This is a genomic window from Bradyrhizobium sp. CCBAU 11361 (assembly GCF_028128935.1).
Lineage (GTDB): Bacteria > Pseudomonadota > Alphaproteobacteria > Rhizobiales > Xanthobacteraceae > Bradyrhizobium > Bradyrhizobium niftali.
In genome coordinates, this window is sequence record NZ_LBJZ01000004.1 from 134,448 (window position 1) to 158,497 (window position 24,050).

General features: G+C 57.6%; 16 protein-coding genes and 1 pseudogene. 14 read left to right on the plus strand and 3 right to left on the minus strand.

Going from position 1 to position 24,050, the window contains the following annotated elements; genetic code table 11:
• Positions 1–28: 28 nt before the first annotated feature.
• Positions 29–1,051, minus strand: a complete 1,023-nt coding sequence (locus XI08_RS02240) for a glycosyltransferase family 2 protein (RefSeq protein WP_271573182.1) — start codon at positions 1,049–1,051, stop codon at positions 29–31.
• Positions 1,052–1,185: 134 nt separating this feature from the next.
• Here XI08_RS02240 and XI08_RS02245 point away from each other — a divergent pair, with 134 nt between their 5' ends.
• From XI08_RS02245 to XI08_RS02275, 7 genes are all read left to right on the plus strand, one after another.
• Positions 1,186–2,157: a UDP-glucuronic acid decarboxylase family protein gene (locus XI08_RS02245; RefSeq protein WP_271573183.1), complete on the plus strand. Its 972-nt coding sequence runs from the start codon at positions 1,186–1,188 to the stop codon at positions 2,155–2,157.
• Positions 2,154–3,152, plus strand: a complete 999-nt coding sequence (gene galE / locus XI08_RS02250; RefSeq protein WP_271573184.1) for a UDP-glucose 4-epimerase GalE — start codon at positions 2,154–2,156, stop codon at positions 3,150–3,152. Before XI08_RS02245 ends, galE (XI08_RS02250) begins: the two co-directional genes overlap by 4 nt.
• Before the next feature lie 120 nt (positions 3,153–3,272).
• Positions 3,273–4,292 carry a glycosyltransferase family 2 protein gene (locus XI08_RS02255; protein WP_271573185.1) on the plus strand — a complete coding sequence of 340 codons (1,020 nt, stop codon included), beginning with the start codon at positions 3,273–3,275 and terminating at the stop codon, positions 4,290–4,292.
• Between the two features lie 104 nt (positions 4,293–4,396).
• A complete protein-coding gene (locus XI08_RS02260) occupies positions 4,397–5,173 on the plus strand; it encodes a class I SAM-dependent methyltransferase (protein WP_271573186.1) in 777 nt (258 codons plus the stop codon).
• Positions 5,170–6,141 carry a polysaccharide deacetylase family protein gene (locus XI08_RS02265; RefSeq protein ID WP_135177744.1) on the plus strand — a complete coding sequence of 324 codons (972 nt, stop codon included), beginning with the start codon at positions 5,170–5,172 and terminating at the stop codon, positions 6,139–6,141. Before XI08_RS02260 ends, XI08_RS02265 begins: the two co-directional genes overlap by 4 nt.
• Positions 6,138–6,989, plus strand: a complete 852-nt coding sequence (locus tag XI08_RS02270) for an ABC transporter permease (protein WP_135177743.1) — start codon at positions 6,138–6,140, stop codon at positions 6,987–6,989. The genes XI08_RS02265 and XI08_RS02270 overlap by 4 nt, the downstream gene beginning before the upstream one ends.
• Before the next feature lies 1 nt (position 6,990).
• The gene (locus XI08_RS02275; RefSeq protein ID WP_271573187.1) at positions 6,991–8,232 is read left to right on the plus strand and encodes an ABC transporter ATP-binding protein; all 1,242 of its coding nucleotides are present in this window, start codon (positions 6,991–6,993) and stop codon (positions 8,230–8,232) included.
• A 22-nt stretch (positions 8,233–8,254) separates the two neighbouring features.
• On the opposite strand, the gene XI08_RS02280 is transcribed toward XI08_RS02275, so the two are convergent.
• Entirely contained in the window at positions 8,255–9,283 is a 1,029-nt protein-coding gene (locus XI08_RS02280; protein ID WP_271573188.1) for a glycosyltransferase family 2 protein, read from the minus strand.
• 91 nt (positions 9,284–9,374) lie between these two features.
• Entirely contained in the window at positions 9,375–10,436 is a 1,062-nt protein-coding gene (locus XI08_RS02285; RefSeq protein WP_271573189.1) for a glycosyltransferase family 2 protein, read from the minus strand.
• A gap of 213 nt (positions 10,437–10,649) precedes the next feature.
• Here XI08_RS02285 and XI08_RS02290 point away from each other — a divergent pair, with 213 nt between their 5' ends.
• From XI08_RS02290 to XI08_RS02320, 7 genes and pseudogenes are all read left to right on the plus strand, one after another.
• Positions 10,650–11,570, plus strand: a complete 921-nt coding sequence (locus XI08_RS02290) for a glycosyltransferase (RefSeq protein WP_271573190.1) — start codon at positions 10,650–10,652, stop codon at positions 11,568–11,570.
• Positions 11,571–11,595: 25 nt separating this feature from the next.
• Complete coding sequence (gene galE, locus XI08_RS02295; RefSeq protein ID WP_271573191.1) at positions 11,596–12,573, plus strand: UDP-glucose 4-epimerase GalE; 978 nt, start codon at positions 11,596–11,598, stop codon at positions 12,571–12,573.
• A gap of 640 nt (positions 12,574–13,213) precedes the next feature.
• A complete protein-coding gene (locus XI08_RS02300; protein ID WP_271573192.1) occupies positions 13,214–14,797 on the plus strand; it encodes an ArnT family glycosyltransferase in 1,584 nt (527 codons plus the stop codon).
• Between the two features lie 350 nt (positions 14,798–15,147).
• The gene (locus XI08_RS02305) at positions 15,148–18,426 is read left to right on the plus strand and encodes a family 16 glycosylhydrolase (protein WP_442869750.1); all 3,279 of its coding nucleotides are present in this window, start codon (positions 15,148–15,150) and stop codon (positions 18,424–18,426) included.
• Between the two features lie 83 nt (positions 18,427–18,509).
• Positions 18,510–19,718, plus strand: coding sequence for a calcium-binding protein (locus XI08_RS02310; protein WP_271573194.1), 1,209 nt, complete (start codon positions 18,510–18,512; stop codon positions 19,716–19,718).
• A gap of 1,758 nt (positions 19,719–21,476) precedes the next feature.
• Positions 21,477–21,857 (plus strand): hypothetical protein, encoded by a 381-nt coding sequence (locus XI08_RS02315; protein ID WP_271573195.1) that lies wholly within the window; start codon positions 21,477–21,479, stop codon positions 21,855–21,857.
• Positions 21,858–22,725: 868 nt separating this feature from the next.
• Positions 22,726–24,050, plus strand: a pseudogene (locus tag XI08_RS02320) (RHS repeat protein); the annotation flags it as partial.

The following is a 24,050-nucleotide window of genomic DNA, read 5'->3' on the forward strand; positions in this document are numbered from 1 at the left end:
TGGTCTGCCCGGACGTGCAATATGCCCTCTAGTTGCTCGATCGGCTGCATGGTGTTTGGTCGTTCCTATGCGGAGATACCGACAGGAATTTGCTAGATGGAGTTCGAGGACCCGTCTGAACCCACCTTAGCACACGTCGAGTTAGGCCGGCCAATAGCCAGATCAGGGACGCGATGCCCGTCTGAAGGCTGCTGCGCGATAGCTTAGTGATTAGCTCCAGTGCATCACGAAATTGCCCTTGTTCGATTGCTCGCAGGGCTAGCGAGCAGGCGAGTATCGCCTCGCCACGCGCAAACTGACCGGCAAGCTCCGGATGCGTTTGGTTGAACTCAATTTCTACCATCCGACGCGATCTCATCATCTGCCGAAAATCATCTGACATTGAGCCTGGGGAGATGCGGTAACCAATCAGATATTCCGGCACCACAGCTATCTCGTGTCGCTCCGCAATCTCGAGATACAGCTTCCAGTCTTCGCACCCCTGGCCTCCGCGGGAGCGCAGTGACTCATCGAAGCCGCCTGTGGCGACCAATGCCTCTCGCCTTATGAGCGCGTTGCTGCCGCTGATGACGACATTGCCCAGGCACATTTGTGCTAGGATACTGCCTTCCTGCCGGATTGGCGGAGCGCAACCGGTAACGTTGCCGTCATCATCGATCCAGCAGCACCACGCGTACACGAGTGCGGTTTCCGGGCCGCTTGCCTCAAACCGCTCGAGCTGTCGTTCAAGCTTTGTCGGGTGCCAGAGATCATCGGCATCAAGCGTGGCGATGAAATCTCCCTGCGCATCTGCAATTCCTCGGTTGCGCGCCGATGCTACGCCGCCGTTCTGCTTGTAGATATATCGGACTCTCGAATCGCCCCGCATCAGAGTGGTCGCAATCGACTTCGTCCAATCCGAGGAGCCATCATCGACTATGATGATTTCTATATTCCGGTAAGTTTGATTTAGCGCGCTGACGACGGTATCGTGGATCGTGTCCGCAGCATTGAAGGCTGGCACGACGATCGAGACAAGTTTGTTGGTCAGCACACCTTGAGAACGCGCCATACTGTTTTAATGCTTAATCGCAATTGAACTGTACTCTTGAAAGCAATCCAATAAGACTTTATCGGGAAGGCGTTTAAATAGCGACGATTGTACGACAATAGAGTAAATAACGAATAATTACAAAGGGTTGTTCCGTGCCGCGTCAAACGAAACGGATACTGGTTACCGGTGGTACGGGGTTCCTAGGTTCGCACCTGTGCGAGCGACTAGTAAACGCCCAACATGAAGTTCTCTGTGTCGACAACTTCTACACGGGCTCTAAGCAGAACGTGAGTGGCCTGTTGAAGTGTCCTCACTTTGAGCTCATGAGACATGATATTACCTTTCCCTTATATGTCGAGGTGGACGAGATCTACAACTTGGCCTGTCCGGCCAGCCCTATTCACTATCAATACGATCCCGTGCAGACGACGAAGACCAGCGTGCATGGGGCAATCAACATGCTGGGTTTGGCAAAGCGAGTTAAGGCGAAAATTCTGCAGGCCTCAACCTCGGAAGTCTACGGTGATCCTGAGGTGCACCCGCAGAACGAAGCCTATTGGGGTAGGGTAAATCCCATCGGTCCGCGCTCCTGCTATGACGAAGGCAAGCGTTGCGCTGAGACGTTGTTTTTCGACTACAGGCGACAGCACAATCTCACGATCAAGGTCGCGCGCATCTTCAACACTTATGGTCCGCGGATGCAGCTCAATGACGGGCGAGTCGTTTCAAACTTCATCGTGCAGGCTCTCACTGGCCGGCCGATTACGATCTACGGCGACGGCAAACAGACCCGTTCTTTCTGTTACGTCGACGATCTGATCGATGGTCTCATGCGGTTGATGGACACGGGCGATGAGATAACCGGACCGATCAATCTCGGAAATCCCAACGAGTTTACGATGATTGGACTGGCGGAGATTGTCATCGAGCTCACCGCGTCGAAGTCTCTGATCGAGTTCAAGCCACTTCCAACCGACGATCCACGACAGCGGCAGCCCGACATCGGTCGGGCGCGCGATACGCTTGGTTGGTCGCCTTCCGTGCCGCTGCGCGAAGGCCTTACGAAGACGATCGCATATTTCGACGACCTGCTCCGTTCGGAAGGACTTGCTGTGGTAGCATGACAAAAACCGTCCTTGTCACCGGTGGCGCGGGTTATGTGGGGTCGCATTGTTGCAAAGCGTTCGCCAGCGCTGGATGGGCTGTCATCACCGTCGATAATCTTTCACGGGGCTGGCGCGATTCCGTGCGCTGGGGGCCGCTGATCGAATGCGACATCCGGGATGGGACGCGGGTACGCGGTGCCTTGGAGATGTACAAGCCGGACCTCGTTGCCCACTTTGCGGCTCTGGCCTATGTGGGTGAATCGGTGACGGATCCCGCGCTGTACTATGCGAACAATACCGCCGGTACACTTGCGTTGCTCGAATCGATGCGCGCGGCCGGATGCGATCGCATTCTGTTCTCCAGTACATGCGCAAGCTATGGCGTGCCTCAACACGTGCCGATCGACGAGGGGCATCCGCAACTACCGATCAATCCGTATGGCTGGACGAAGATGATCATCGAGCGCATGCTCGAGCACTATGGCAGGGCCTACGGGATGGCTTCGGTCTCGCTAAGGTACTTCAACGCGGCAGGCTGTGATCCTGACGGGGAGATTGGCGAATGTCACGAGCCCGAGACCCACGCCATTCCGCTGATGATCGAAGCCGCTCGCAGTCCAGATCGTCCGTTCACGGTCTTCGGAACGGACTTTCCAACGCCCGATGGCAGCGCGATCAGGGACTACATCCACGTCAAAGACCTCGCGCAGGCACATTTGCTGGCGGGCGAAATGTTGATCCGGCAGGGCGGAGTGCACGTCTTCAATCTCGGTACCGGCGTGGGTACGAGCGTGCTCGAGCTTGTTGAGGCTATTGCACGCATTGCCGGGGCCGCCCCGGCCGTGCTCTATGGATCGCGCCGTGAAGGCGACCCGCCAAAGCTCGTCGCGTCGTTCGAAAAAGCCGCACGCGAATTGGGTTGGCACCCAACGAACTCGCAGATCGATTTCATCGTGGAGACAGCTTTGAGGTGGCGAGATCACCCTTCGGCTGCACGACGTTCATCGCATTGATGGTTGGAGCTTGCCGCACCCGGGGTGCTCTGCATCTGCGGAGCAGAGTACCTCTTCACGGAAGAGATAAAGGACAGCCCTGCCGTGTTTCTGGATAGATTACGTTCCCTTCCCGGACGCGTGAACAAGCTCGACGCGGTCCAGTTCGGGCTGCGGGGCCTCCTGCTGCCGTTCCGCGTCAGGCATCTCAGCGGGCCGGTAGAGCTCCTTTCCGATTCTGATGACGTCATTGTCATCAGCGTCATGCGAAACGGCGAGCCTTGGCTCGAATCCTTTCTGACTCATCACCGCTCGATGGGAATCAAGCATTTCGTGATCCTCGACAACGGGTCGACCGATCAGTCAATCGAAGTACTTTCCAGACAAGCCGACGTCACGCTGCTGGCGAGCTCTGCTCCCTATCATGCCTATGAAAACACCATGAAGCGCTATCTGGCGAACAAGTACTGCCGCGATCGGTGGTGTCTGTGCGTGGACGTCGACGAACAGTTCGATTTTCCCGGATCGGCTCACGCGTCATTGCACGCCTTAATTGGCTACCTCGATCAAAGAGGTTTCAACGCCGTGATCACCCAGATGCTGGACATGTTCAGTGACGGACCGATCTCAGAGGCAAGGATCAGGCCTGGCATCGGCCTATGCTTGCAGTACCCCTTCTACGACGTATCGGCCGTCGACAAGACGCCGTATGTGTTCGGTGAGGTTAGCAACCCTGCGATCATGACTTATCATGGCGGCATCAGGAAGAAGGTCTTCGGAACGAAGAATGGTCTTAGCAAGGTTTCTCTCTTTCGAATGGATGGGAAGATCAAGCCCTTCATCGCGTGGCACCACGCGTTGAATGCTAGATTGGCGGATTTCTCCGGTGTTCTTCTCCACTTTCCATTCGTGGACTCCTTTTACGCAAAGGTCGCCGAAGCCGTCAAAAGCGGGCGCTATGGCTATCTGACGAGTGACGAGTATTCGGGCTATTGGGCCGGGCTCCAAAAGCTGCCGGGTCTTTGCCTGAAACTCGAGTCGGCAAGGTTGCTGTCGACGACCGATGAGTTGCTGGACAATGGCTTCCTTGCTGCGTCGAAGGAATATCGGGCCTGGCTGGCCGGACAGGGACGTGCCAAGCCCGTTGTGAGCGATGGGTAGAGGGGGACGGCAGTGATCAGGTGCGATGAAAGGTGCATGCTTGTGTGCCTGACCTGGCTTGACCCACGCCTTGAGTCCGGGCAGCCGATATTGGAAGATCCCTCATGACCGCCTCGTCCCTGCTTCGTGACGTCGCAAGATTCGGCCGTCGACAATTGCTGCGTCTCATCGCGAAAGCCCCCGCGCCGATCGGTCAGCGTCTGTCGCGTTGCCTCTGGGCGCCGCCGCCAGGCACCATCGATTTCGGAGATTTCGGACGAACCGAGCCGATCAGCGCCGATTTCGGCTTCGACAGGGGAGCGCCGATCGATCGCTATTACATCGAGAGTTTTCTGGCTCGCAACGCCGCCAGGATTCGCGGCAGAGTTCTCGAAATTGGCGACAATGCGTATACGCTCCGGTTCGGCGGCAAGCAGGTCGAGAAAAGCGACGTTCTCCATGTCGACGTGACCAACCCGCTCGCCACAATCATTGGCGATATCTCGGTCCCGGGGACCTTGCCTGAACGGGCGTTTGATTGCGTCATCCTCACGCAAACCCTCCATCTAATTTTCGACATGCGGGGCGCGCTGGCGGAGCTTGCGGGGGCGCTCAAACCGGGCGGAACGCTTCTTGTGACGGTGCCCGGAATTTCCCCCGTCGCTCGGGGTGCATGGGGACATACGTGGTTCTGGTCGTTGACGGAGATCGCACTAGGGCGACTGCTAGGGTCTCTCTTCGAGGAAAAGGGTGTTGAGCTCGAGACGTTCGGGAACGTGTTCGCGGCGACATGCTTCCTGCAAGGATTGGCGGTCTCTGAAGTATCACAGGCCAAGCTTGACGTGCTCGATAAGTCGTTTCCCGTGATTGTATCCGCCGCGGCAAGAAGGCGGGGCGAATGACGCTCCAGCCGTTGCGAAGCCTCAAGCGATCGATTGGGCGGCGGATCTTTGGCGCCGATCCGATCATACTGATGTATCACCGTGTCGCGGATATTCCGGTCGATCCCTGGGGGCTTGCGGTGCACCCGGCGCGGTTCGAACAGCAGATCGCGCGTCTCAGGCGCCTTCGACGCGTTGTCCATCTCCACGAATTGCTTGACCTGGAACGGCGTCGCGCGCCTTCGGACAAGCCGCTCGCGGCGGTTACCTTTGACGATGGCTATCATGACGTTTATTCGAACGCGCGACCCGTGTTGCAAAGGCTTGACTGTCCCATGACGTTGTTCGTGACGACCGGGATCATCGGCACGGACAGGGAGTTTTGGTGGGACGCCGTTGCGCGAGTCTTCCTCGAAATCGAACATCTGCCCGAGAGCCTCACACTGGACATCGCAGGCAAGGAGTGCCACTGGACGGTGCCGCCGGCCTCGGATCATCAAGCGCGCGATCGGATCTTCCGGGAGGTGTGGGGTCGCTTGCGGGTCCTTCCGCACGAGGTTCTGACGAAGCTCCTGGCAGGGATCGGCGAATGGTCCTCCTGCGACCTCGTCGCTCGGGAGATGCATCGGGCGATGACGGCTCCAGAGGTTCGCAATATCTCCGACGGTCTTATTACGATCGGGGCACACACGCTCACGCATCCAACCTTGCCAGCTCATAGCGCGGACGTTCAGTTCAGGGAGATCGCGGAAAGTCGGCGCGCCTGCGAGAAACTCGCAGGCACCCGAGTGCGGACCTTTGCCTACCCGTTTGGTGATCACAGCGACACGACCGTGCGAGCGGTCAGAGAGGCCGGATTCGATCTTGCCTGCACGGTGGACGCTCGTTCTGTCAGGCGAAACGCCGAACCCCTGACGCTACCGCGAATTTACGTGGGCGATTGGAAGGGCGATGAGTTCGAAAAGAGGATTGAGGATCCTTCGCTATGACCGGAAGCGCGAAGCGAATTACGATCATCAAGCGTCGGAGCGGCTGGTTCGACCTTGACTTGCGACGCGCCTGGGAACACCGCGATCTCCTGTTCCTGTTTGCTCTGCGTGACATCAAGGTTCGTCACAAGCAGACGCTGCTTGGCCCCGGCTGGTTGATCCTTCAGCCTCTGGTCTGGACGGCGGTCTTCACGGTCACGATCAGCGGTGTGGCCGGGGTGTCGACTGCAAATCAGCCGGCGCCCTTGTTCTATCTTTCGGGCCTGATCGTGTGGTCCTATTTCTCGCAGGTCATCTTTGCCACCAGCCTGGTCTTCATCGAAAACGAACACCTCTTCAGCAAGATCTACTTCCCCCGCATTGTGGTCCCCTTGTCGTCCCTGATTTCGACTGGAGTAGCGCTCCTGATTCAGTTCGTCGTCGTCCTTGTGTTCCTCATCGCCTTTCACTGGATGGGAAAGTCGGACGGGCTCTCATGGCGCATTGTCGGGTTTCCGTTGGTGGTGCTGCATCTCGCCGCCGCCTCGCTCGCGACCGGGCTCATTCTAGGAGCGTCAACGGCCAAGTACCGCGACTTGGGCTTCATGACGTCGTTCCTGGTCCAGGTCTCGATGTTCGTAACCCCGGTCCTCTATCCTTTCTCCGCTATTCCCGAGCAGTACAGGGTCATGGCGAGCCTTGCCAATCCATTGGCCGCGATCGTCGAGGAAAGCCGCTGGTGCCTTCTCGGCGAATCCATGCTCACGCCGGGCCAGGTCCTTGCTTCGCTTCTCACGACGGCGATTGCTCTGGCATGCGGCGTTGTACTCTATCAGCGCGTTGAGCGCACCGTTATGGATACGATCTGAGATGCAGGACCATCTGGCCATCGAGATTCGGGGGCTTTCGAAGCGATATCGGCGCGGGGCCATCGGAATGAGTTCCCTGCGCGAGGAGGTCGAGCTGTTTCTCGCTCGCCGACGCGATCAGCGGCCGGGGCGAGCGAGCAGGGAGTTCTACGCGCTGAAGGATGTCACGTTTTCCGTTCCCGCCGGGAGCGTTTGCGGGATTATCGGCCGAAATGGTTCGGGCAAGACGACGCTCCTCAAGGTGCTAACGTCGATTACCGAGCCGGAGGAGGGAGAGGCCACACTGAGGGGACGCGTTGGCAGTCTTCTTGAAGTGGGCGCGGGCTTCCATCCCGAACTGGATGGGATCGAGAACATTTATCTCAACGGCGCGATTCTCGGGATGAGCAAGTCCGAGATTACGTCGAAGCTGGATCGCATCATCCAGTTCGCGGACATCGGCGATGTCATGGAGACGCCCGTGAAGCGCTATTCCTCCGGAATGTATGTCCGCCTGGCCTTTGCGATTGCGGCACATCTCGAGCCCGATATTCTGTTGGTGGATGAGGTCCTGGCGGTCGGGGATGCCGATTTTCAGCGCAAGTCGCTCGCCAAGATGAAGGATGCCGCAGGAGAAGGCCGAACCGTGCTGTTCGTGAGCCACAACATGGCAATGGTCCGCCAGCTCTGCGATATAGCGGTTTATCTGGAGGCTGGCCATCTGAAACAGATCGGCGCATCCGCTTCCGTCATCGATGCCTATCTGCTGGGCTCGACCCCACGATCCACCCAAGGTGAACGGACGGGGACAGACGAGCTTTGGGGCGAGCTTCGCATTCTCGAACCGTCATCCGAAACCGCATGCGATCATCTCAAATTCGGGGGAGATTACGATTTTGTTCTTCGGCTCGGTGCCAGCCAGCCGTTCAGGCGTGGCGTCGCCGAGATCAGCATTTTCGATCAGGAGGGAGCACGGATCTCGTCCCTCGAAAGCCTCGCGGAAGGCGTCGACCAGTTTGACTTCACGCAGCCGGTCGAAATCGTGTTCAATGTGCGTTCACTCGGCTTGTTGCCGGGGACCTATATCGCGGGATTTTCCCTCTTTGCCTGGGGAGAGGAAGAGCCAAGACTGTCCGTCGAGGCTTGCCTCAGCTTCGAGGTCGTCGCAGCGACCGTCAACGATGCATATTGGCCCTATTTGAGAGAGTACCACGGCATCGTGCGGTTGTCCCATTCCGCCAATCTGCGTGTGCCCGGCTCGTAGCGACGCACGAACCCTGCGGCTCTCAGACGCGACCGGGTTGACCGGCCGGCCTGACGGGCCTTCTCCGGTGGAGCAGATGATGTTTTCCGACCCGCCAGAGAATCTCCTCGAGCACTCGGTAGGGCAAGGTTAGCAAACGGTAGATTACTGGGTGCGCATAGCGCCACATCGAGCGGTTGATGGCTTCATCGATACGGGGCTCCGCCACTCCCCTCGTATTTAAGTAGCGCTTGAGCCACGACAGATAGTACAGCCGAACACTCGCGTACTGCCCCTCGCGGCGCACCGTTGTGAGACAAGAGGTGCGATGCTGTCGGTACTTCAGCCAGACCGTGCTGGAGAAGAATACGGGGGCTTCGAGGTAGAGCTTGGAAAAGCATCCCTGGTCCTCATAGGCTTGCTTCTCGCCAGTGAAGTGCTCCTCGAAGCCGCCGATGCGCGCCAGGACATCGGCTCGAATCATAACATCGGACGGACATGGTGCATCTGCCTTGCCAAGAGGGTAGAGCGCGAGCAGCGCCTCCGGCTGCGGGACCGGGCGATCAAAAACGTGCCCTGTCGGGATCAGGAAATCATGGTCTCCCGACCAGCTGCCCCAGTAAAGCACCGCGCCACAGACCATGCCGAGCTCGGGATGCTCGCGCATGATCCGCACCTGATCGGAAAGCTTGTTCGGCTCCCAGATGTCGTCCGAATCGATGAACGAGATCAATTCACCGCGGGCTGCGCTTATGCCCAGGTTCCTGGTCGCGCTCATCCCGCGATTTACGTGTCCGGGATGTTCGAGATATCGAATTTGCCCGGGATACCGGCTTGCGAATTCCCTGGCTATCGCGGTGCTCGGATCGGTTGATCCGTCATCGACTAGCAGGAGTTCCCAGTTGGGATAGGTCTGGGCGATGACGCTTTCAATGGCCTCTGCCATGAAAGCCTCAGCGTCGAGGAAAATCATGATGGTGGAAACGAGGGGATCGGGTCGCCCTGTGCCGTTGCCTGAAATCGCCGAACCCATACTCATACTAATACCGCCGGTGGAAACATCGGGCAGCATACAGGAATTGTGAGATGAGAATAAGGTGTGCCGGACCAGTTGGCCGTCGCTTGGTAAACTTTGCGCAACAGCAAGAGTTCCCCGGAACGATCTACTCGTTTGGACTGCAAATCGGGCACCGCAGATCAGGTTCGATTGCGCTGAAGGGGCGCCCGTGCGCTGCGGCATCCGCGCCCATGCTCAAACGGGAGGCAGCGCGCGGCATCTGGAGAAGCCGGCGGGCGAGTTCTCGCAGTACGCCGACATTGTGTTGTTCGTTCAGCGGATCACGTGCTATCGAGGCAAGCATGTGTCGGATCGTGGTCGCCCGGCGGCTTGTGTCCCCACACATGGCGGAGATGTAGATGTCGAAATCGTGGCGTGATCTCGCAAACAGCTCATCTGGAATATCCGGCCGTTTCGTCCGGGCGTAACTCATCGTCATCTCGTAGGAGCGCGTCATCTGCCCCACGTTTCTGGACATCGCCTGGGGCAGTTGACGGTAACCGACCAAGAAGGCCGGTGAGAGCACGACGCGCGCGCGTTCGGCGATTTGCAGGTAGAGCAGCCAGTCTTCGCATCCCTGGGCGTCGGCTGCACGCAAACCGGGCTCCCAACCACCGATTTCCTCGAGCAACGCCCTTCTGATCAGCGGAACGCTCGAATTGCCAATGAAGTTGCCCAGGATGAGGGGGCAGTAAATATCTCCCTCGAAGCGGCTCTCGTAGCAGCGGGTGACCAGCGAGTCCGTGTCGATGTCGACGAACCAGCAATAATCGAGCCCGACGTCGTTGGGCGCCGGATGCAGGTTGGCGACCTGCCGTTCGATCTTTTGAGGGTGCCAAAGATCATCGGCGTCCAGCGGGGCAATCAGAGATCCCTTGGAGTTTGCAAGAGCTGTGTTTCGTGCGACGGCGACGCCGGTATTCGCTTGACGTATCAGGACGATTCGGGGGTCTTGTTCGCCGAACCGAGACACGATGTTCGGTGTGTCGTCGGTGGATCCGTCGTCGACCACGATGATCTCGAGCTCGGCATAGGTCTGCCGCTGCGCAGAGCGTAGGGACTCGGCAATCGTTTGCTGGGCATTGAAGGCAGGAATGAGAACGCTGACCAATGGCATCGTGCCAGCCCGCTTGGATGGGTCCCGTTTGGTATTCTGAGCATTATTCATAATGCCTCCAGGCCGTCCCGACCATGTCGCCGTTAAGGTAACCGGACGAAGCAAAGTAGTCTCGTCCCGGTTCTCCAGCTATCAGGGCGAAGCGGCTGCTTGCTTGATCTTATTTTTGAAGGCACAATCGACAATATTTTTTTACGTTTTCGAGGATTTGCGGCTGAGAGAATCCGGGCGTGAACCCGGTGTTGCCAGCCGCGGACGAGTTTCATGACCACTTCAATCGCTCTCGTAATCAATACCTACCAGCAGGCTCATTTTCTTCCCGCGTCGATCGAAAGCGGACTCGCGCAGACCGTGCCGTTTGACGAGATCATCGTCGTGGATGACGGATCAACGGACGATCCGGCGTCCGTCGTTGCCGGTTATCCAGGCGTCCGGCTGGTCACGCAACAGAACGCCGGACTTGCCGCGGCACGCAACACCGGGCTAAAGGCATCGTCATCATCCTACATCGTTTTCCTCGATGCTGATGATCTCTTGATGCCTAATGCGGTGCGGGCGGGCCTGGTCTGCCATGCCCTTAGTCCGTGCACAGGTCTCGTCTATGGAGCGCACCGCCGCGTGGGGCCTCAAGGCGAGCCGCTGGGTGGAGACGTCTATTCGGATATCGGTCCCGACGCTTTTCGTACCTTTCTGACGGGTAACGCCATTGGCATGCATGCCACCGTTATCTACGATCGGAAGAAGCTGTGCGATATCGGGGCGTTCGACGTCTCCTTGCCGCGTTGTGAGGACTATGATGTCTATTTCCGCATGGCGGCGAAACACCCGGTCCGTTCTCACCCCGAGGTTGTTGCACTCTATCGCTGGCACGGACAGAATATGTCCGCAGATCCCTCCGTCATGCTGAAATGGGTGCTCCGCATCAATGATCGCCAAAGAGCCCGCACGGCAGGCGCTCCCTTGCTGGAGCATGAGCGTCTCCTCGGACGGCGGGTCTGGGTTAGATACTACAAAGATGAGATTGTAAGTGATCTGAGGCGCAGCTGGCGCTCGAGGACTGCTCTTCGCTCCGTCGCGCGAAGTATGAGCTTCGCGAAGATCGCCGTCCTCGAAGTGGGGCGGTGGTTGCTTCATCGGTTGGGACGCGCGTACGGGGGCCGCGCAAAATCGCCTTCTCTGAACTGAAGTCCGCAGAGGGGGAGCATCGCATATGCCAATTCTGGTGACTGGTGGGGCAGGTTACATCGGGAGCCAAACAGTATTGGACCTGGTTGATGCCGGCGAAACGGTCGTCGTCCTCGACGACCTCTCCACCGGCTTCGAAGCTGCTGTCCCTCCAAATGCCCGGCTGGTCGTTGGAGATGTCGGTGACGCGATGCTCGTGTCCAGCCTCATCGCCGAGCACAACATTGATGCCATCATCCATTTCGCCGGCTCGATCGTCGTTCCAGAATCGATCGCGGACCCGCTTCACTATTATCTGAACAACACCAGCAAGACGCGCAGCCTGATCGAGGCCGCCGTCGGCGGCCGCGTGCCGCATTTCATATTCTCCTCGACCGCGGCGGTGTACGACTCCAAAGAACTATTGCCCGTCAGGGAAGACGATCCCGTTCGACCGCAGTCACCCTACGGACGATCCAAGCTGATCTCGGAGTGGATGCTGGAGGATGTTTCCAGGGTGCATCCGCTCAGATACACCGTCTTGCGATACTTCAACGTGGCGGGAGCCGATCCACAGAAAGGTGTCGGGCAGGCGACGAAAGGCGCCAGTCACCTTATCAAGGTCGCAAGCGAGGCGGCCCTCGGCAAAAGACAATTTGTTGAGGTATTCGGTACGGACTATCCAACGCCAGACGGAACCTGCATTCGAGACTACCTTCACGTCAGGGATCTCGCGGTTGCTCATCGGCTTGCTCTTGCCCGGCTTCGGACCGGCGGATCAAATCTCACGGCAAATTGCGGTTACGGTCGCGGCTATTCGGTCATGGAGGTGCTCCGTGCAATCGAGCGGATCGCTGGAACGAAGCTCGACATCCGCAAGACGGCGCGGCGCGCCGGAGATCCGGTCGCAGTTGTGGCCGACCCGAGCCTCGCGCGATCTGAACTGGGATGGACGCCAATTTTCGGCACACTCGATGCAATCGTCGGAAGTACGCTCGAATGGGAACGAGTTCGGCCATATTGATTGAGGGTGAGCAGTCGTTTTCGCGGAATGCGACAGCCGCGCGGAACGAATTGGTTTTCCTGGTCGGGTCGGCAACTTTGTTTGGAGTGGCTTGCATAACCTGGACAATCGCTTCTGCCATCTGAGGTTAATGCCTCGAATTCTGACGTTCTTCCGAGCAGGAGTCACTGGCGGCCTCATATCGTGGATTGGGGCCGTTGCTATACCTTTCAACGTTTGAGCGCAGCGAACGGGTCACGGACAAACTTCCTGTGGTGTCTGGACCGTTCGCTTCGCCAAGATCTCATTCCTGCTTGGAAACGTCCTGGTGATCGTAACGCCATGGCAAAAGCCGAGTCGGTGGCTGCGGGCAAACGGGGTCCCTGAGGCAATCCTCATGGCGGGCTGCGTCCATTTAAGCTACCTCGCGACGGCGACCGTCGAGAGTGGCTTAGAGTAGCTCCAAGCTGGCCGCTGCTTAGCTACAACGGCTTGCATCGTCTTGCACAACCTCTCCGGCGAACTCTGCCGACGTCGTCGAGCCGTTGATGGACTCAATGCTCATATTCTATGCAGCGCCGGAGACATGCTTGCGTTGCGGCGAGGCGCCAAGTAAGCACCGGGGACGTATAGGCAATGTAGTGCACGATACGGTGTATGGATGGGCGCCAAGGGCTCGCAGCAAGGTAGGCTTGTCTACCTCTTTTTAGGCGGCATCTTGGTCGTGGCCGTAGCTTTGCGCCTCGGGGATTTGACACAGCCGCTCACCGACTGGTTCACGTGGCGCGAAGCGAGCACCGCGATGATGGCCGACAACCTGCCCAAAAACGGTTGGAGCCCTTTCTGGCCAGAAGTGAGTTGGAATGGAGACAGGCCCGGATACCAGGGGCGGGAATTTCAGACTCTAACATACGTCGCGGCTTACCTAGATCACCTGTTGGGTTGGCGCGACTGGCATGGCCGATTGGCGGCGATGCTGTTCGGCCTGGTAACGCTTACCTCGTTACACAATCTGGTCTTGCGGCTTCGCAATTCCTGGGACGCTCGCGCGGCAGCGCTGATTTATGCCCTGCTTCCTGCGGCCATCGTGGTCGATACATCGTATCTGCCAGACCCTGCCATGGTCGCCTTTGTAACGCTTGCGTTGTGGCTGCTCGTCAAGGGCTTACAAGAACACCACCCTGTAACGCTTTGGACGGCAGCAGGGGCGGGCATTTTAGGCATTCTGGCAAAGCTTCCGGCCTTGGCAGCCCTGCCCGCGGCCTTTTACATCGTGTGGTGCGTACCAACCAAACTCGCCCGCCGAAAGCGGATCGTTCTATTCGGCCTGTGGCTGTGTTTGGCGATCGTTCTCGTTAGTCTCTACTACCGTTGGACCGTCCATCTCGGTCGTACGTATCCGCCTTACCATATCGCTGGCCAAGGATACATTTGGAGCGACGGCTTTACGGAGTTCCTGTCCAAGCGATTCTTCGTCAAAGAAGCGCTCTTCCATGTGAGGACATGGCTCTGGGGCTGGCCAATCATGCTTCTGTGCGCAGTCGCTTTGTGTTCACCGCCGATCAGTGGCCAGGATGGCGGCGCGGAGCGAGCCAAGACCGAAATCTTGGCCCCCTGGATTTTCCATGTTTGGCTCGGTGGCTTTGCGCTACTTTATTTCATCGCCGCGCGAGAAATCGTGGAACAGCCGTGGAATTTCCATATAGCCAGTCCAGCCATCGTCGCTCTGGCGGGCATTGGGTTTGTGAAAGTCGCTACCCTCGGGCGCGACAAGTATGAATTGGGCACATTGGCACGGACTATCGCATTGATCGCGGTGCTTCTTGCGAGCAACATCATTGCCGCCAAAGAGGTCAAGCAGACCTTTCTTGCAACGGCAGATTACGAGCTTGGGAATGCGCTGGCACGGCTTGCAGGGCCGGAAGAACTAGTGGTCGTGAGCGGCGGCGTCGCGGGCAATCCGGTAGCGATCTATTACAGCCGACATCGAGGCTGGTTGTTTCCGCTTCCAGACGATTATTTCACGGTTTACATGGAAGACGGCGAACCGTCGATCATGGTCATCAAGGATCTGATTCGCCGCGGCGCGAGGTGGTTCGGTATTGTAAAGAGCGCTGCCGATCTGTCTGAGCCACCTCAGACATTTGACCAACACCACGGACAGCTGCTCGCCTATCTTGCCACTGCTCATTCGCTCGAGGCTGACACTCCGAAATATCAGATCTATAGATTACGTGCTCCCTAGATCGGTTCGCGCTGGTTTGACGAAGTAGCCGGTGCGTCCGCCACGTGATTCACCAAAAACGATCACGCCGCAGCCCAAGCCAGAGGGTTACTGTATCGTTCCCGCGGCAGGGCTCTCAGGCGAATAAGAGACCGTGGGGTGACAGCGCTTTCATCAGATGCGGCAGAGCAGCGACCCCGGAAATCTACGGGGCTATCGTGATTGTGAAAGCGTCGTGAAGGGGCGATTTTAGAGCCTCGTTATCGGAGTCGCTCGAAAACCGACCCATATCTCAAATTGTCCACGTACGGCTAAGTCGCCATTGAGGCCCGTCTTCCATGGTCGTCGTGCAACGAGAGCACGCGACCATCATGACCTATGCCTTAACGATCAATGGAACTTCCGGCGGCGATATCCTGTTTGGCGGTACCGGAAACGACCTGTTAACCGGCGGCGCCAGCAGCGACCTCTTCGTTGTTTCGAAGGGGTATGGCTCCGACACCATCAGCGACTTTCAAGGCGGCACCGGTGGGGACGTGCTGCGCGTGCAGAACTACGGTTTTGCAACGCTTGCAAACTTCATGTCCGTTGCAAAGCAGACCGGCACTGATGTTATCGTCACGCTCTCGTCGAGCGAGACGCTCACGTTGGAGAATGTTGCGCTCTCGTCTCTTACGGCGGCAAACGTCGTCCTCGACAATCCGCTGCCGGTCAGCGCATCGCCGAATACGGCGTGGACCACGGTCGGAGCCGGGGGGACGCTGACGGGCGGCGCGACCAATGATTCGCTGCAGGCGATCGGCGACGGCGTTACGTTGATCGGCGGCGCAGGCGACGACTCGTACTTTATGTACAATCACGAAACGAAGGTGGTCGAGCTCGCCGGTCAAGGCATCGATACCATCTACGATGGCATGATCGACGGCTATAGTCTCGTCAATGCGCCGAATGTCGAGAATCTAACGCTGGGGGCAAGCTACAGCTCTCCCGCGACCGGCAACGATCTAGACAACATCATCGTCGGCAACGCCGGCAATAACATGATCGATGGAGGCAAGGGCAATGACGTCCTCACCGGCGGAGGCGGCAGCGACACGTTTGTTATCAAGACTGGGAATGGCAACGACAGCATCACCGATTTTCGGACAGGCGCCGGTGGGGACATTCTTCAAATCAATGGCACGAACTTCAAGACGCTCGCCGACGTCACGGCCGCCATGCAGCAGGTCGGCACGGATGTCGTTCTGTCGCTCGGCAACGGCGAGAAGCTAACGCTCGAAAATACGCAGGTTCAGAATTTCACGACCTCCAACATCAATATCGTCACAGCGCCAACAGGACTGGTTCAGACCTTTAGCGACGATTTCAACTCGCTTTCCGCCGGCCAGGACCCGCATCTGACCTGGAAGACGAGTTACGCCTGGAGCGGGGTAGCAAGCTACACGCTCTCCGGTGAGCAGGAGGTGTATGTCGACCCGAGCTTCACTGGTCTGCCCGGGACCCAGGCGTCGAGCCCGTTAGGCCTTAATCCGTTCTCGATACAGAACGGCCATCTTGTCATCACGGCGGCGCCGATCCCCTCCAGCGATGCGGCCTATGTCGGCAACCATCAATTCTCGTCGGGCGTGATCACCACCGAGAATAGCTTCGTCCAGACCTACGGTTACTTTGAGATGAAGGCCACGCTGCCTGATACCAAGGGCGCTTGGCCTGCCTTCTGGATGCTGCCGATCAACACGCACGGCCAGGCGACGGAACTCGACGCGTTGGAAGCGCTGGGTAGAGATCCTGACCAGGCCCATTGGGGCTTTGTGTCTTCCTCCACGTCGGGGCAGGGCTATTGGGCGAATACCCCCGATCTCACAGCCGGCGATCACACCTTCGGCGTAGAATGGACGCCCTATACGCTGACCTATTTTGTCGATGGCGTGGAGGTCGGACAGGTTGCAACCCCATCCGACATGAACACCGCGATGTACATGATCGCTAATCTGGCGATGGGCGGCAGTTGGGCCGGCAATGCGGATCCGAGCGCAACGGCGCAGATGAGCATTGACTACATCAAGGCCTATCAGCTGCCGGAGTATACGCTCGCGAACTACACGCTTCTGACCAGCGGAGCTCCAACAACGACCATCGCGGGCACCGCGAGTGCGGATGCCTTGACCGGAACGTCAGGCAACGACCTGCTCGGTGGTGCGGGCGGGGCCGATACGATGATCGGCGGTCTCGGAGACGATACCTATATTGTCACGGATCCAAGTGCTAAGATTATCGAAGGTTACGGCGGCGGCGTCGATACGGTCATGTCCTCCGTCTCGTACGCGCTGTCTGATTATGTCGAAAATCTGACGCTGACCGGGTCGGCCGCGATCAACGGCACCGGCAATTCCGAAGCCAATATCATCATCGGCAACGATGCGGCCAACATTATCACCGGCGGACTTGGCAATGACATCCTGACCGGCGGCGGAGGTGCCGACACGTTCGTCATCAAGTCGGGCGATGGCTCGGACGTTATCACCGACTTTACGCCTGGATCACTCTCGGGACACGATATCGTTCAACTGAACGGCTTTGCGTTCACCTCCTTCAACGACATCAAGGCGGCGATGACGCAGGTCGGCAACGACGTGTATCTCGCGCTGACAAGCCAGGATACGCTAGTTTTTCGCAACGCCACGATTTCAGCGTTCACCAGTGATGACTTCCAGCTGCCAGGAAGCTTGCCGGTCGGAGGCACCATCACATCCTGGATCAACGGATCAACCAGCAGCCATACTGTTTACGGTACCGCTGCGAACGATAAGATTACGGCGTTAAACTACGACGATACGCTGGTCGGGTGGACTGGCGATGACACATACGTTGTAAACAATGTGAATCAGAAGATCACTGAGAATCCGGGCGGTGGCATCGACAGCGTCGAAGCGTGGACATCTTATACGCTGTCCGCAAATGTCGAAAATCTGACCCTTATGATGGGAGGCCTTACGGGCACTGGAAACGAACTGGCCAACCGGATGGTTGGCTCCAGCGGAAATGACGTCTTGAATGGTGCCGGTGGCGATGATTGGCTCTTCGGGGGGGCGGGTAATGACACGTTCATTTATGGCATCGGTAGTGGCCACGACACGATAGCCGACTTTCACGTCCTGACCAGCACGACGGCGGAGCACGACAAGCTGATCCTGAAGGGCCACGATGCTAGCGCTTACTTGACGAATGTGGGCGAAGAGTGGACCGTTCATTATGCAGGGGGAACTGACAGTTTCCGAATTGCCGGCGTGACGCAATTGTCATCGTCCGACTACGCATTCGTCTCCGCTACCGGCGTATCCATGACCATGGCCGGACTGACGGCGCCGACGATCTCGCTCGCTTCTGCAAGCACGCTGGGCGCCGGGGGGCTCACCAACGCAGATCATTTGACCCTGACCGGATCTGCACAGGCAGGCGTTACGATCAAGTTGTTTGACCAGACAGTCCAGATTGGTGTGGCGACCGCTGACAGCAACGGTAGTTGGAGCTTCACCACTGGCACTTTGACAGACGGAAGTCACTCATTTTCGGCGGTGGCCGCTGACGGAGTGGGTGATCTCAGCGCTGTTTCGACCAGCATAGGTGTGNCGCTGGTAACGACACAATAGATGGTCGTGGCGGTTACGACCTCGCAAACTATAATGACAGCAGCGTATCCGCTGCAATTAATGTCAATCTTGCAGCCGGCACCGTGGTGGGCGACGGCTCAGTGGGGAGTGACATACTGCACGGTGTCGAGCTCGTTCGAGGCACCAGGTTTGCAGACACGTTTGATGCCACTGGCTTCAATGGCGGCAGCACAAACGCAGGTTCGTATGACACTTTCAATACCTTCGAAGGCATGGCGGGCAACGACACCGTGACAGGAAACGGCGACACTCGTGTTGATTACTCGCAAGCACTCGCCGCGGTCACTGTTGATCTGGTTGCTGGAACCGGACAAGGCGCCGCCGTAGGTGATATAGCAGGCGTCGGGTTCGATACTTTCACGGGTGGTGTAAACTCCGTACGTGGTTCAGATTTCAACGACGCACTCTTTGGCAGCAATAATGCCGCCGGTGCAGAGGAGTTTATCGGCGGCGCCGGCAACGACACCATTGACGGGCGTGGCGGATTTGATCGCGCCCTGTATTCAGTTTCGTCCAATGATACGACCACAGGAGCAATTGTCGTTGATCTTGCAGCGGGCGCGGTCTCTGGCGATGCCTCGATAGGCAACGATACATTGAAATCGATCGAATCTATCCGCGGGACTGATTTCGCTGACACATTTAATGCAACGGGGTTCAGCGGTTCTAGCGTGAACGCCGGCAGCAATGGCACGCTAAACGAATTCGAGGGAGAAGCCGGCAACGATACCATCACGGGAAACGGCAACACTCGTATAGCGTTTTATCACGCTGCCAACGGCGTGAACGTAGACCTCAGCGCTGGCACCTCCACGGGTCTTGTAAATGGAGACCTCGCACATGTCGGAACCGACACATTCACTGGAGTTGCTGCAGTGCGCGGCTCCGATTTTGGCGATCAGATTATCGGCAAGTCTGGAAGTGTGACATTGGATGGCCGCGGAGGCGACGATATCCTCGTTGCAAATGGAGGAGCGAACACCCTTATCGGGGGAACGGGCAACGATCAATTTAAGTTCAAAGCAGCTCTTGCCGATGGCGCCACAATCTCTGACTTCGCCGGCAATGGCGCCGCAGCTGGAGACTCTATTGATTTTGAGGGCTTCGGTACGGCAGCGCAAGGTGCGACATTTACCTTCGTCAGCACCACGGGCGCCGATTCTATTTGGCAAATCCACTCCGGATTGGACGGTCACAATGAACTAATTACGCTGAAGGGCATCGCTACGTCCGTTGGTGTTCATAGCAGCGATTATCTCTTTGCAACGTAGCTTGGATGCATCGATTGCATGGCCGGCTGTTTATGCTGGGCGGAACTATGTGCGATTGCGACCACCTTCATCGAGCTGCGAAGCATAAAGGTGGACGCGATGATTATCTGAGTTGCGTTCTGCACAACTCTAAACAGATGGACAGTGCTCTTCAAAAAACTACGGCTATTCAAACAAGTTTTCTATTTTGTTATGAAGGTGTGCAATCACTACAATCGCGCGCGAACGGTGCTCTTCGTATGTCGTCAGAAGGCCGATCTACCTCACGTCCGAGTGAAGGTTTGGATCAACTCCGGGTCAGCGCCGGTGCCTCAGATTCTGAGATGCCGGGGCAGCGAAGCATCTATAGGAGCGACCGAAACGGTTGGGAGACCATGCCACTGAGCAGTCGCACTTCACGGTCTGCAGCTGAGCAGAGTACAGTGATTGAGAGACTGAGCAAGGGCAGCCGCATAGTTGTGGCGCCGTCAGCTGGCCCGAGGCTTGCCGGCAAGCACGGGGTCGTCGTCGGAAATGGCGCGACCATAAACCAAGTCAGGGTTCGGCTGGACAACTCCAAGCACTGCATTACCCTTCACGCGCGATTCTTGGGTCCGGAAGCTGAACCTTAGGGGGCATGCTGGTAGCCTCATTCGTAACCCAATATCAGCCAGCCGCCCGATAAGCTGTTATCGGGGATTACTCATGTGTCGGGTGCGAATTGCGCTTGAGAGCATGCAATTTGCGTCCCCGAGAGAACCTGAGATGCAGCGGAAGAGCAACTTTCTTTCTAGATTCTCTCCCTCCGTCGAGCGCAGCGAGATCGGACCCAACCTATTCGGGGCCGATCGCCGCATGGGTTGAGGTTCGCGCCTTGAGTGCTGGTGGTCAGCGTCAGTAGCCATTTACATTCCCCACTTGCTCTGGTGATAGGCATCACAACGGCCAGCCGGCGGTGAAGCCCGACGGTACCGTGTACACAAACGCGTCGCCCCGAAGTTGGCCGTGAAGTTGTCGCCAGATGTATTGTGGAATCCGACGATCGGCGCATTACTTCGCTGCGGGGTTGGCAGTTGCGTCGCCATTCCAAGTGCCACCGTTTTGACGCAACCAAACGGCCAAATTGCCTGGCTCCAGCGCAACACCAACGACATCGCCGGTAGAACCTAGACCAAGAACCTTGCCTATCCAGACGACAATATCGTTCCCTCGCCACCGATATTCAGGTTGGGAAATTTGATGATGCCGGAGTCGTCAGCGATTCACCTCGCACATGAGGAGCGATTCAGCAGTGATCTCGATCAAATGAATTTCGTCGATCCTGCTCATGCCCCCTTCACATCAGCGTCGTTCGCGTGAACGAAGCCTGTCGATGACGCCTCGGTCGCCGGCCACTCGCGCGCAAGCCGCTCGGATATGCCAAGTCGACGATCAGAGCGACGCTGTAACGTCGTCCGTCGCGTTGGGGGAATCGTTGATCGCATTTTGTCGTCAACGGAAAGGAGCTGCATCATTTCGTATTGCTCTCGCGTAACAATCCTTGACGACCGATGGATCAGTACTGTTCCACCGGGAACACGGGTTCGAACATTTGCCGCCATCGCGAGGTACACCGCGCTCGAGGAGCAACGACCAACTATTTTTGCCTCAACGCACCGTGGAGCTCCAGCAAAGGCTAGAACAATCGGTAAGACATCATCAGGCCACCGCTTCGATTGAAGGTGAACACTGCGATCAGGCGCGCCGCGGACGCGCGTCAAGGATGTCACGGCAAGGCTGTTGGTCAAGGCATCCAACGCCAACGACCAAGTCGCGATCGACCTCAAGCAGGAAGACCTCGACTTCAACAACGGCTTCAAGTGGTTTCGGCTGTCGGTGACGGTCGGGACCGCGGCCTCGCTGGTCGACGCCACCATTTTGGCTTCGAACCGCGCTATGGCTTCGCGACCGGCAACGACGCTGCGTCGGTTGTACAATACGTCTGATCTTTTCGCCGCCTTGGTGGCCCGGCGCAAAATGCCGGGCCGCGTCTTCGTATTCACCAGAGGGATCGATCGATCGCTCGTCATGGTCGATACCGTCAACTCGGCCGCCACAATTGCCGGCTACTGCTACACAAAAAACACGCGTCCACCAGAGTTCGGCAACAAGCGTCAGTGACCGCTGAAAGCGTTCCGCGTTCTCAAGGCAGCGGCAGTCGTTATGGCTTTGGAAACCCTTCTGATGTGCTCGTGGGTTTGTCCCAAGGCCGCTTCCCTTCGGCGTCGCGATCCCACCATCGTTCTTTCGGCCCACGAACATCGTCCGCCTTCTCTTTGGCCCTGGCCGCTTTAACTTCATCGTGGAGGGACGATTCCCCTTTCAGCGAATCCGGAGCGTTTGTCTCGGCGGACGCGGATGACCAGCCTGCGACCATGAAAGCCACTAACAGGAATATCTTCATTCCTGTTGATAGCACCGTTCCCCCGTGGTGTCTGATTTGGTTTGGTCACGCTTTCTGGGGCAACCCCTCCGCACGCGGGCATAAGGTCCGATGCAAATTTTCTGCCGGTTATTTGAACCGATCGGTTGCTCAGAAGAGCCTGGTCCGGAGCCCGTGGTGCCGATGGGCAAGCCATTCGCTGAGTAGCCCACGCCAACGCCGGCGCGCCCACCGCGCCAGCGCCCGCGGCGCTGTTAGGAGAGGCAGTATGCGCCGCTCGCTTTTCGTCGCAGAACTAGCGTGAAATATCGGTAAATACTGTGTTTCTGCAGTTGGAATCTATACGAGTCTCGTTGGCGAGTGCGCACGGCGCTTGGTCGATTTGGTAACACATAAATATCCGTAGTTGCACGGGGGCGGGGCCTCTCGTTCGTGAGACGCAGCTTCAACGTTCGCCAATCTTAAAGCATCATTATCGCTACCAGCTCGACCTTGATCTTCCTTCTTCGATAAAAACGAGAAACGGCCGTTCAATCGATCGCAATGCTTGTCGCCTAGTCTGTGACTCGATACGACCGCCTCCTGGTCGTCGTTGCAGGGCTTATAATGACGACCGCCATATCAAATGTGACAGCGATCGACGCCGCCAAGTTTGTGCAGTCTATCGGCGTAAATACCCATCTTGGCAACTGGACCGTGTACGAGAATGTTGGACTGGTTGAGAGTTCACTCGCGTACCTTGGAGTGACGACCGTCCGCGACGGCAGCATGTTCTCGACGGCGCACGCTCAGGCGGCGTATTCACAACTGGCGAGTGATGGAATCAAGTTTGACTTTTTCACTCCGCCAGGAACCAACCTCTCGACATTCATCAAACAGCTGGACGCATTTGTCGCAGCTTATCCGAACGGGCTGTTCGCGATCGAAGGCCCCAATGAGGTGGATATCCAGACCTTTTCGTACAATGGCAGTTCGTCATTATCGAGCGCGGCTGCATTCCAGAAAGCACTTTATGCAGCCGTTCAGGCCGATGCAAACCTCGCGGACGTGCCGGTTTACAATCTCACGCTATCTCAGCCGAACAGCGCCAACTATAGCCAGGTAGGAAATCTCTCGTCGTCGGCCGACTACGCTAATATTCACGCCTACGTCTGGTCGGGGGCCACGCCGAACCAGGTCCTGATGAATGACGTGAAGATTGCACAATGGGACGCGGCCGGATTGCCCGTCATCTTCACGGAAACGGGCTACGACACGATGACGAGCGATCCCATGAGCGGGGTCGATCAGACGGTCCAGGCGAAGTACACGCTCGACACCCTGATGGACGCGTTCAAGGACGGCGTCGCGCAAACCTTCCTGTATGAGCTCTTCGATGAGGCATCTGATCCGAACTTTACGAACAAGGAAGCTCATTTCGGCCTATTCAACAATGATGGTAGTCCAAAGCGTGTTGCGACCGCAATACACAACCTCACGACGATTTTGAGCGATCCCAACGCCTCGCAACCGTTCACGCCCGGCGGCCTGGCCTATAGTCTGGACAACATGCCATCGAGCGCCTCCCAGATGTTGTTGGAGAAGCACAATGGCACGTTTGATCTTGTGGTGTGGGATGAGCATGTCATCTGGGATCCGAACCTGAAAAAGGAGATCGCGTCCCCAACTAGTGATGTGACGGTCAATCTCGGAAAGTCCTATGGGGTGGTTTACGTTTACGACCCGCTCGTCGGGACCAGTCCCATCGCGATCTACACGAACGTCTCGAACCTGCACGTCGCGTTGACTGATCATCCACTTGTCATTCAGGTTGGCGATGGAAGTGTGACGTCGGGCACCTCTTCGGCGGGCACCGTCGTTGATACGACCCCGCCGGCCGCACCGAGCATTGCGACGTTCTCGCCTGACAGTAGCGTTGCGGGCGATGGCAT

What these genes read in the sequence shown, in the direction of transcription:
- galE (WP_271573184.1), top strand. Translation starts at nt 2,154, where the DNA reads ATGACAAAAACCGTCCTTGTCACCGGTGGCGCGGGTTATGTGGGGTCG.
- XI08_RS02300 (WP_271573192.1), top strand. Translation starts at nt 13,214, where the DNA reads ATGGGCGCCAAGGGCTCGCAGCAAGGTAGGCTTGTCTACCTCTTTTTA.
- XI08_RS02285 (WP_271573189.1), bottom strand. Translation starts at nt 10,436, where the DNA reads ATGAATAATGCTCAGAATACCAAACGGGACCCATCCAAGCGGGCTGGC.
- XI08_RS02290 (WP_271573190.1), top strand. Translation starts at nt 10,650, where the DNA reads ATGACCACTTCAATCGCTCTCGTAATCAATACCTACCAGCAGGCTCAT.
- XI08_RS02280 (WP_271573188.1), bottom strand. Translation starts at nt 9,283, where the DNA reads ATGCTGCCCGATGTTTCCACCGGCGGTATTAGTATGAGTATGGGTTCG.
- XI08_RS02270 (WP_135177743.1), top strand. Translation starts at nt 6,138, where the DNA reads ATGACCGGAAGCGCGAAGCGAATTACGATCATCAAGCGTCGGAGCGGC.
- XI08_RS02260 (WP_271573186.1), top strand. Translation starts at nt 4,397, where the DNA reads ATGACCGCCTCGTCCCTGCTTCGTGACGTCGCAAGATTCGGCCGTCGA.
- galE (WP_271573191.1), top strand. Translation starts at nt 11,596, where the DNA reads ATGCCAATTCTGGTGACTGGTGGGGCAGGTTACATCGGGAGCCAAACA.
- XI08_RS02240 (WP_271573182.1), bottom strand. Translation starts at nt 1,051, where the DNA reads ATGGCGCGTTCTCAAGGTGTGCTGACCAACAAACTTGTCTCGATCGTC.
- XI08_RS02275 (WP_271573187.1), top strand. Translation starts at nt 6,991, where the DNA reads ATGCAGGACCATCTGGCCATCGAGATTCGGGGGCTTTCGAAGCGATAT.
- XI08_RS02265 (WP_135177744.1), top strand. Translation starts at nt 5,170, where the DNA reads ATGACGCTCCAGCCGTTGCGAAGCCTCAAGCGATCGATTGGGCGGCGG.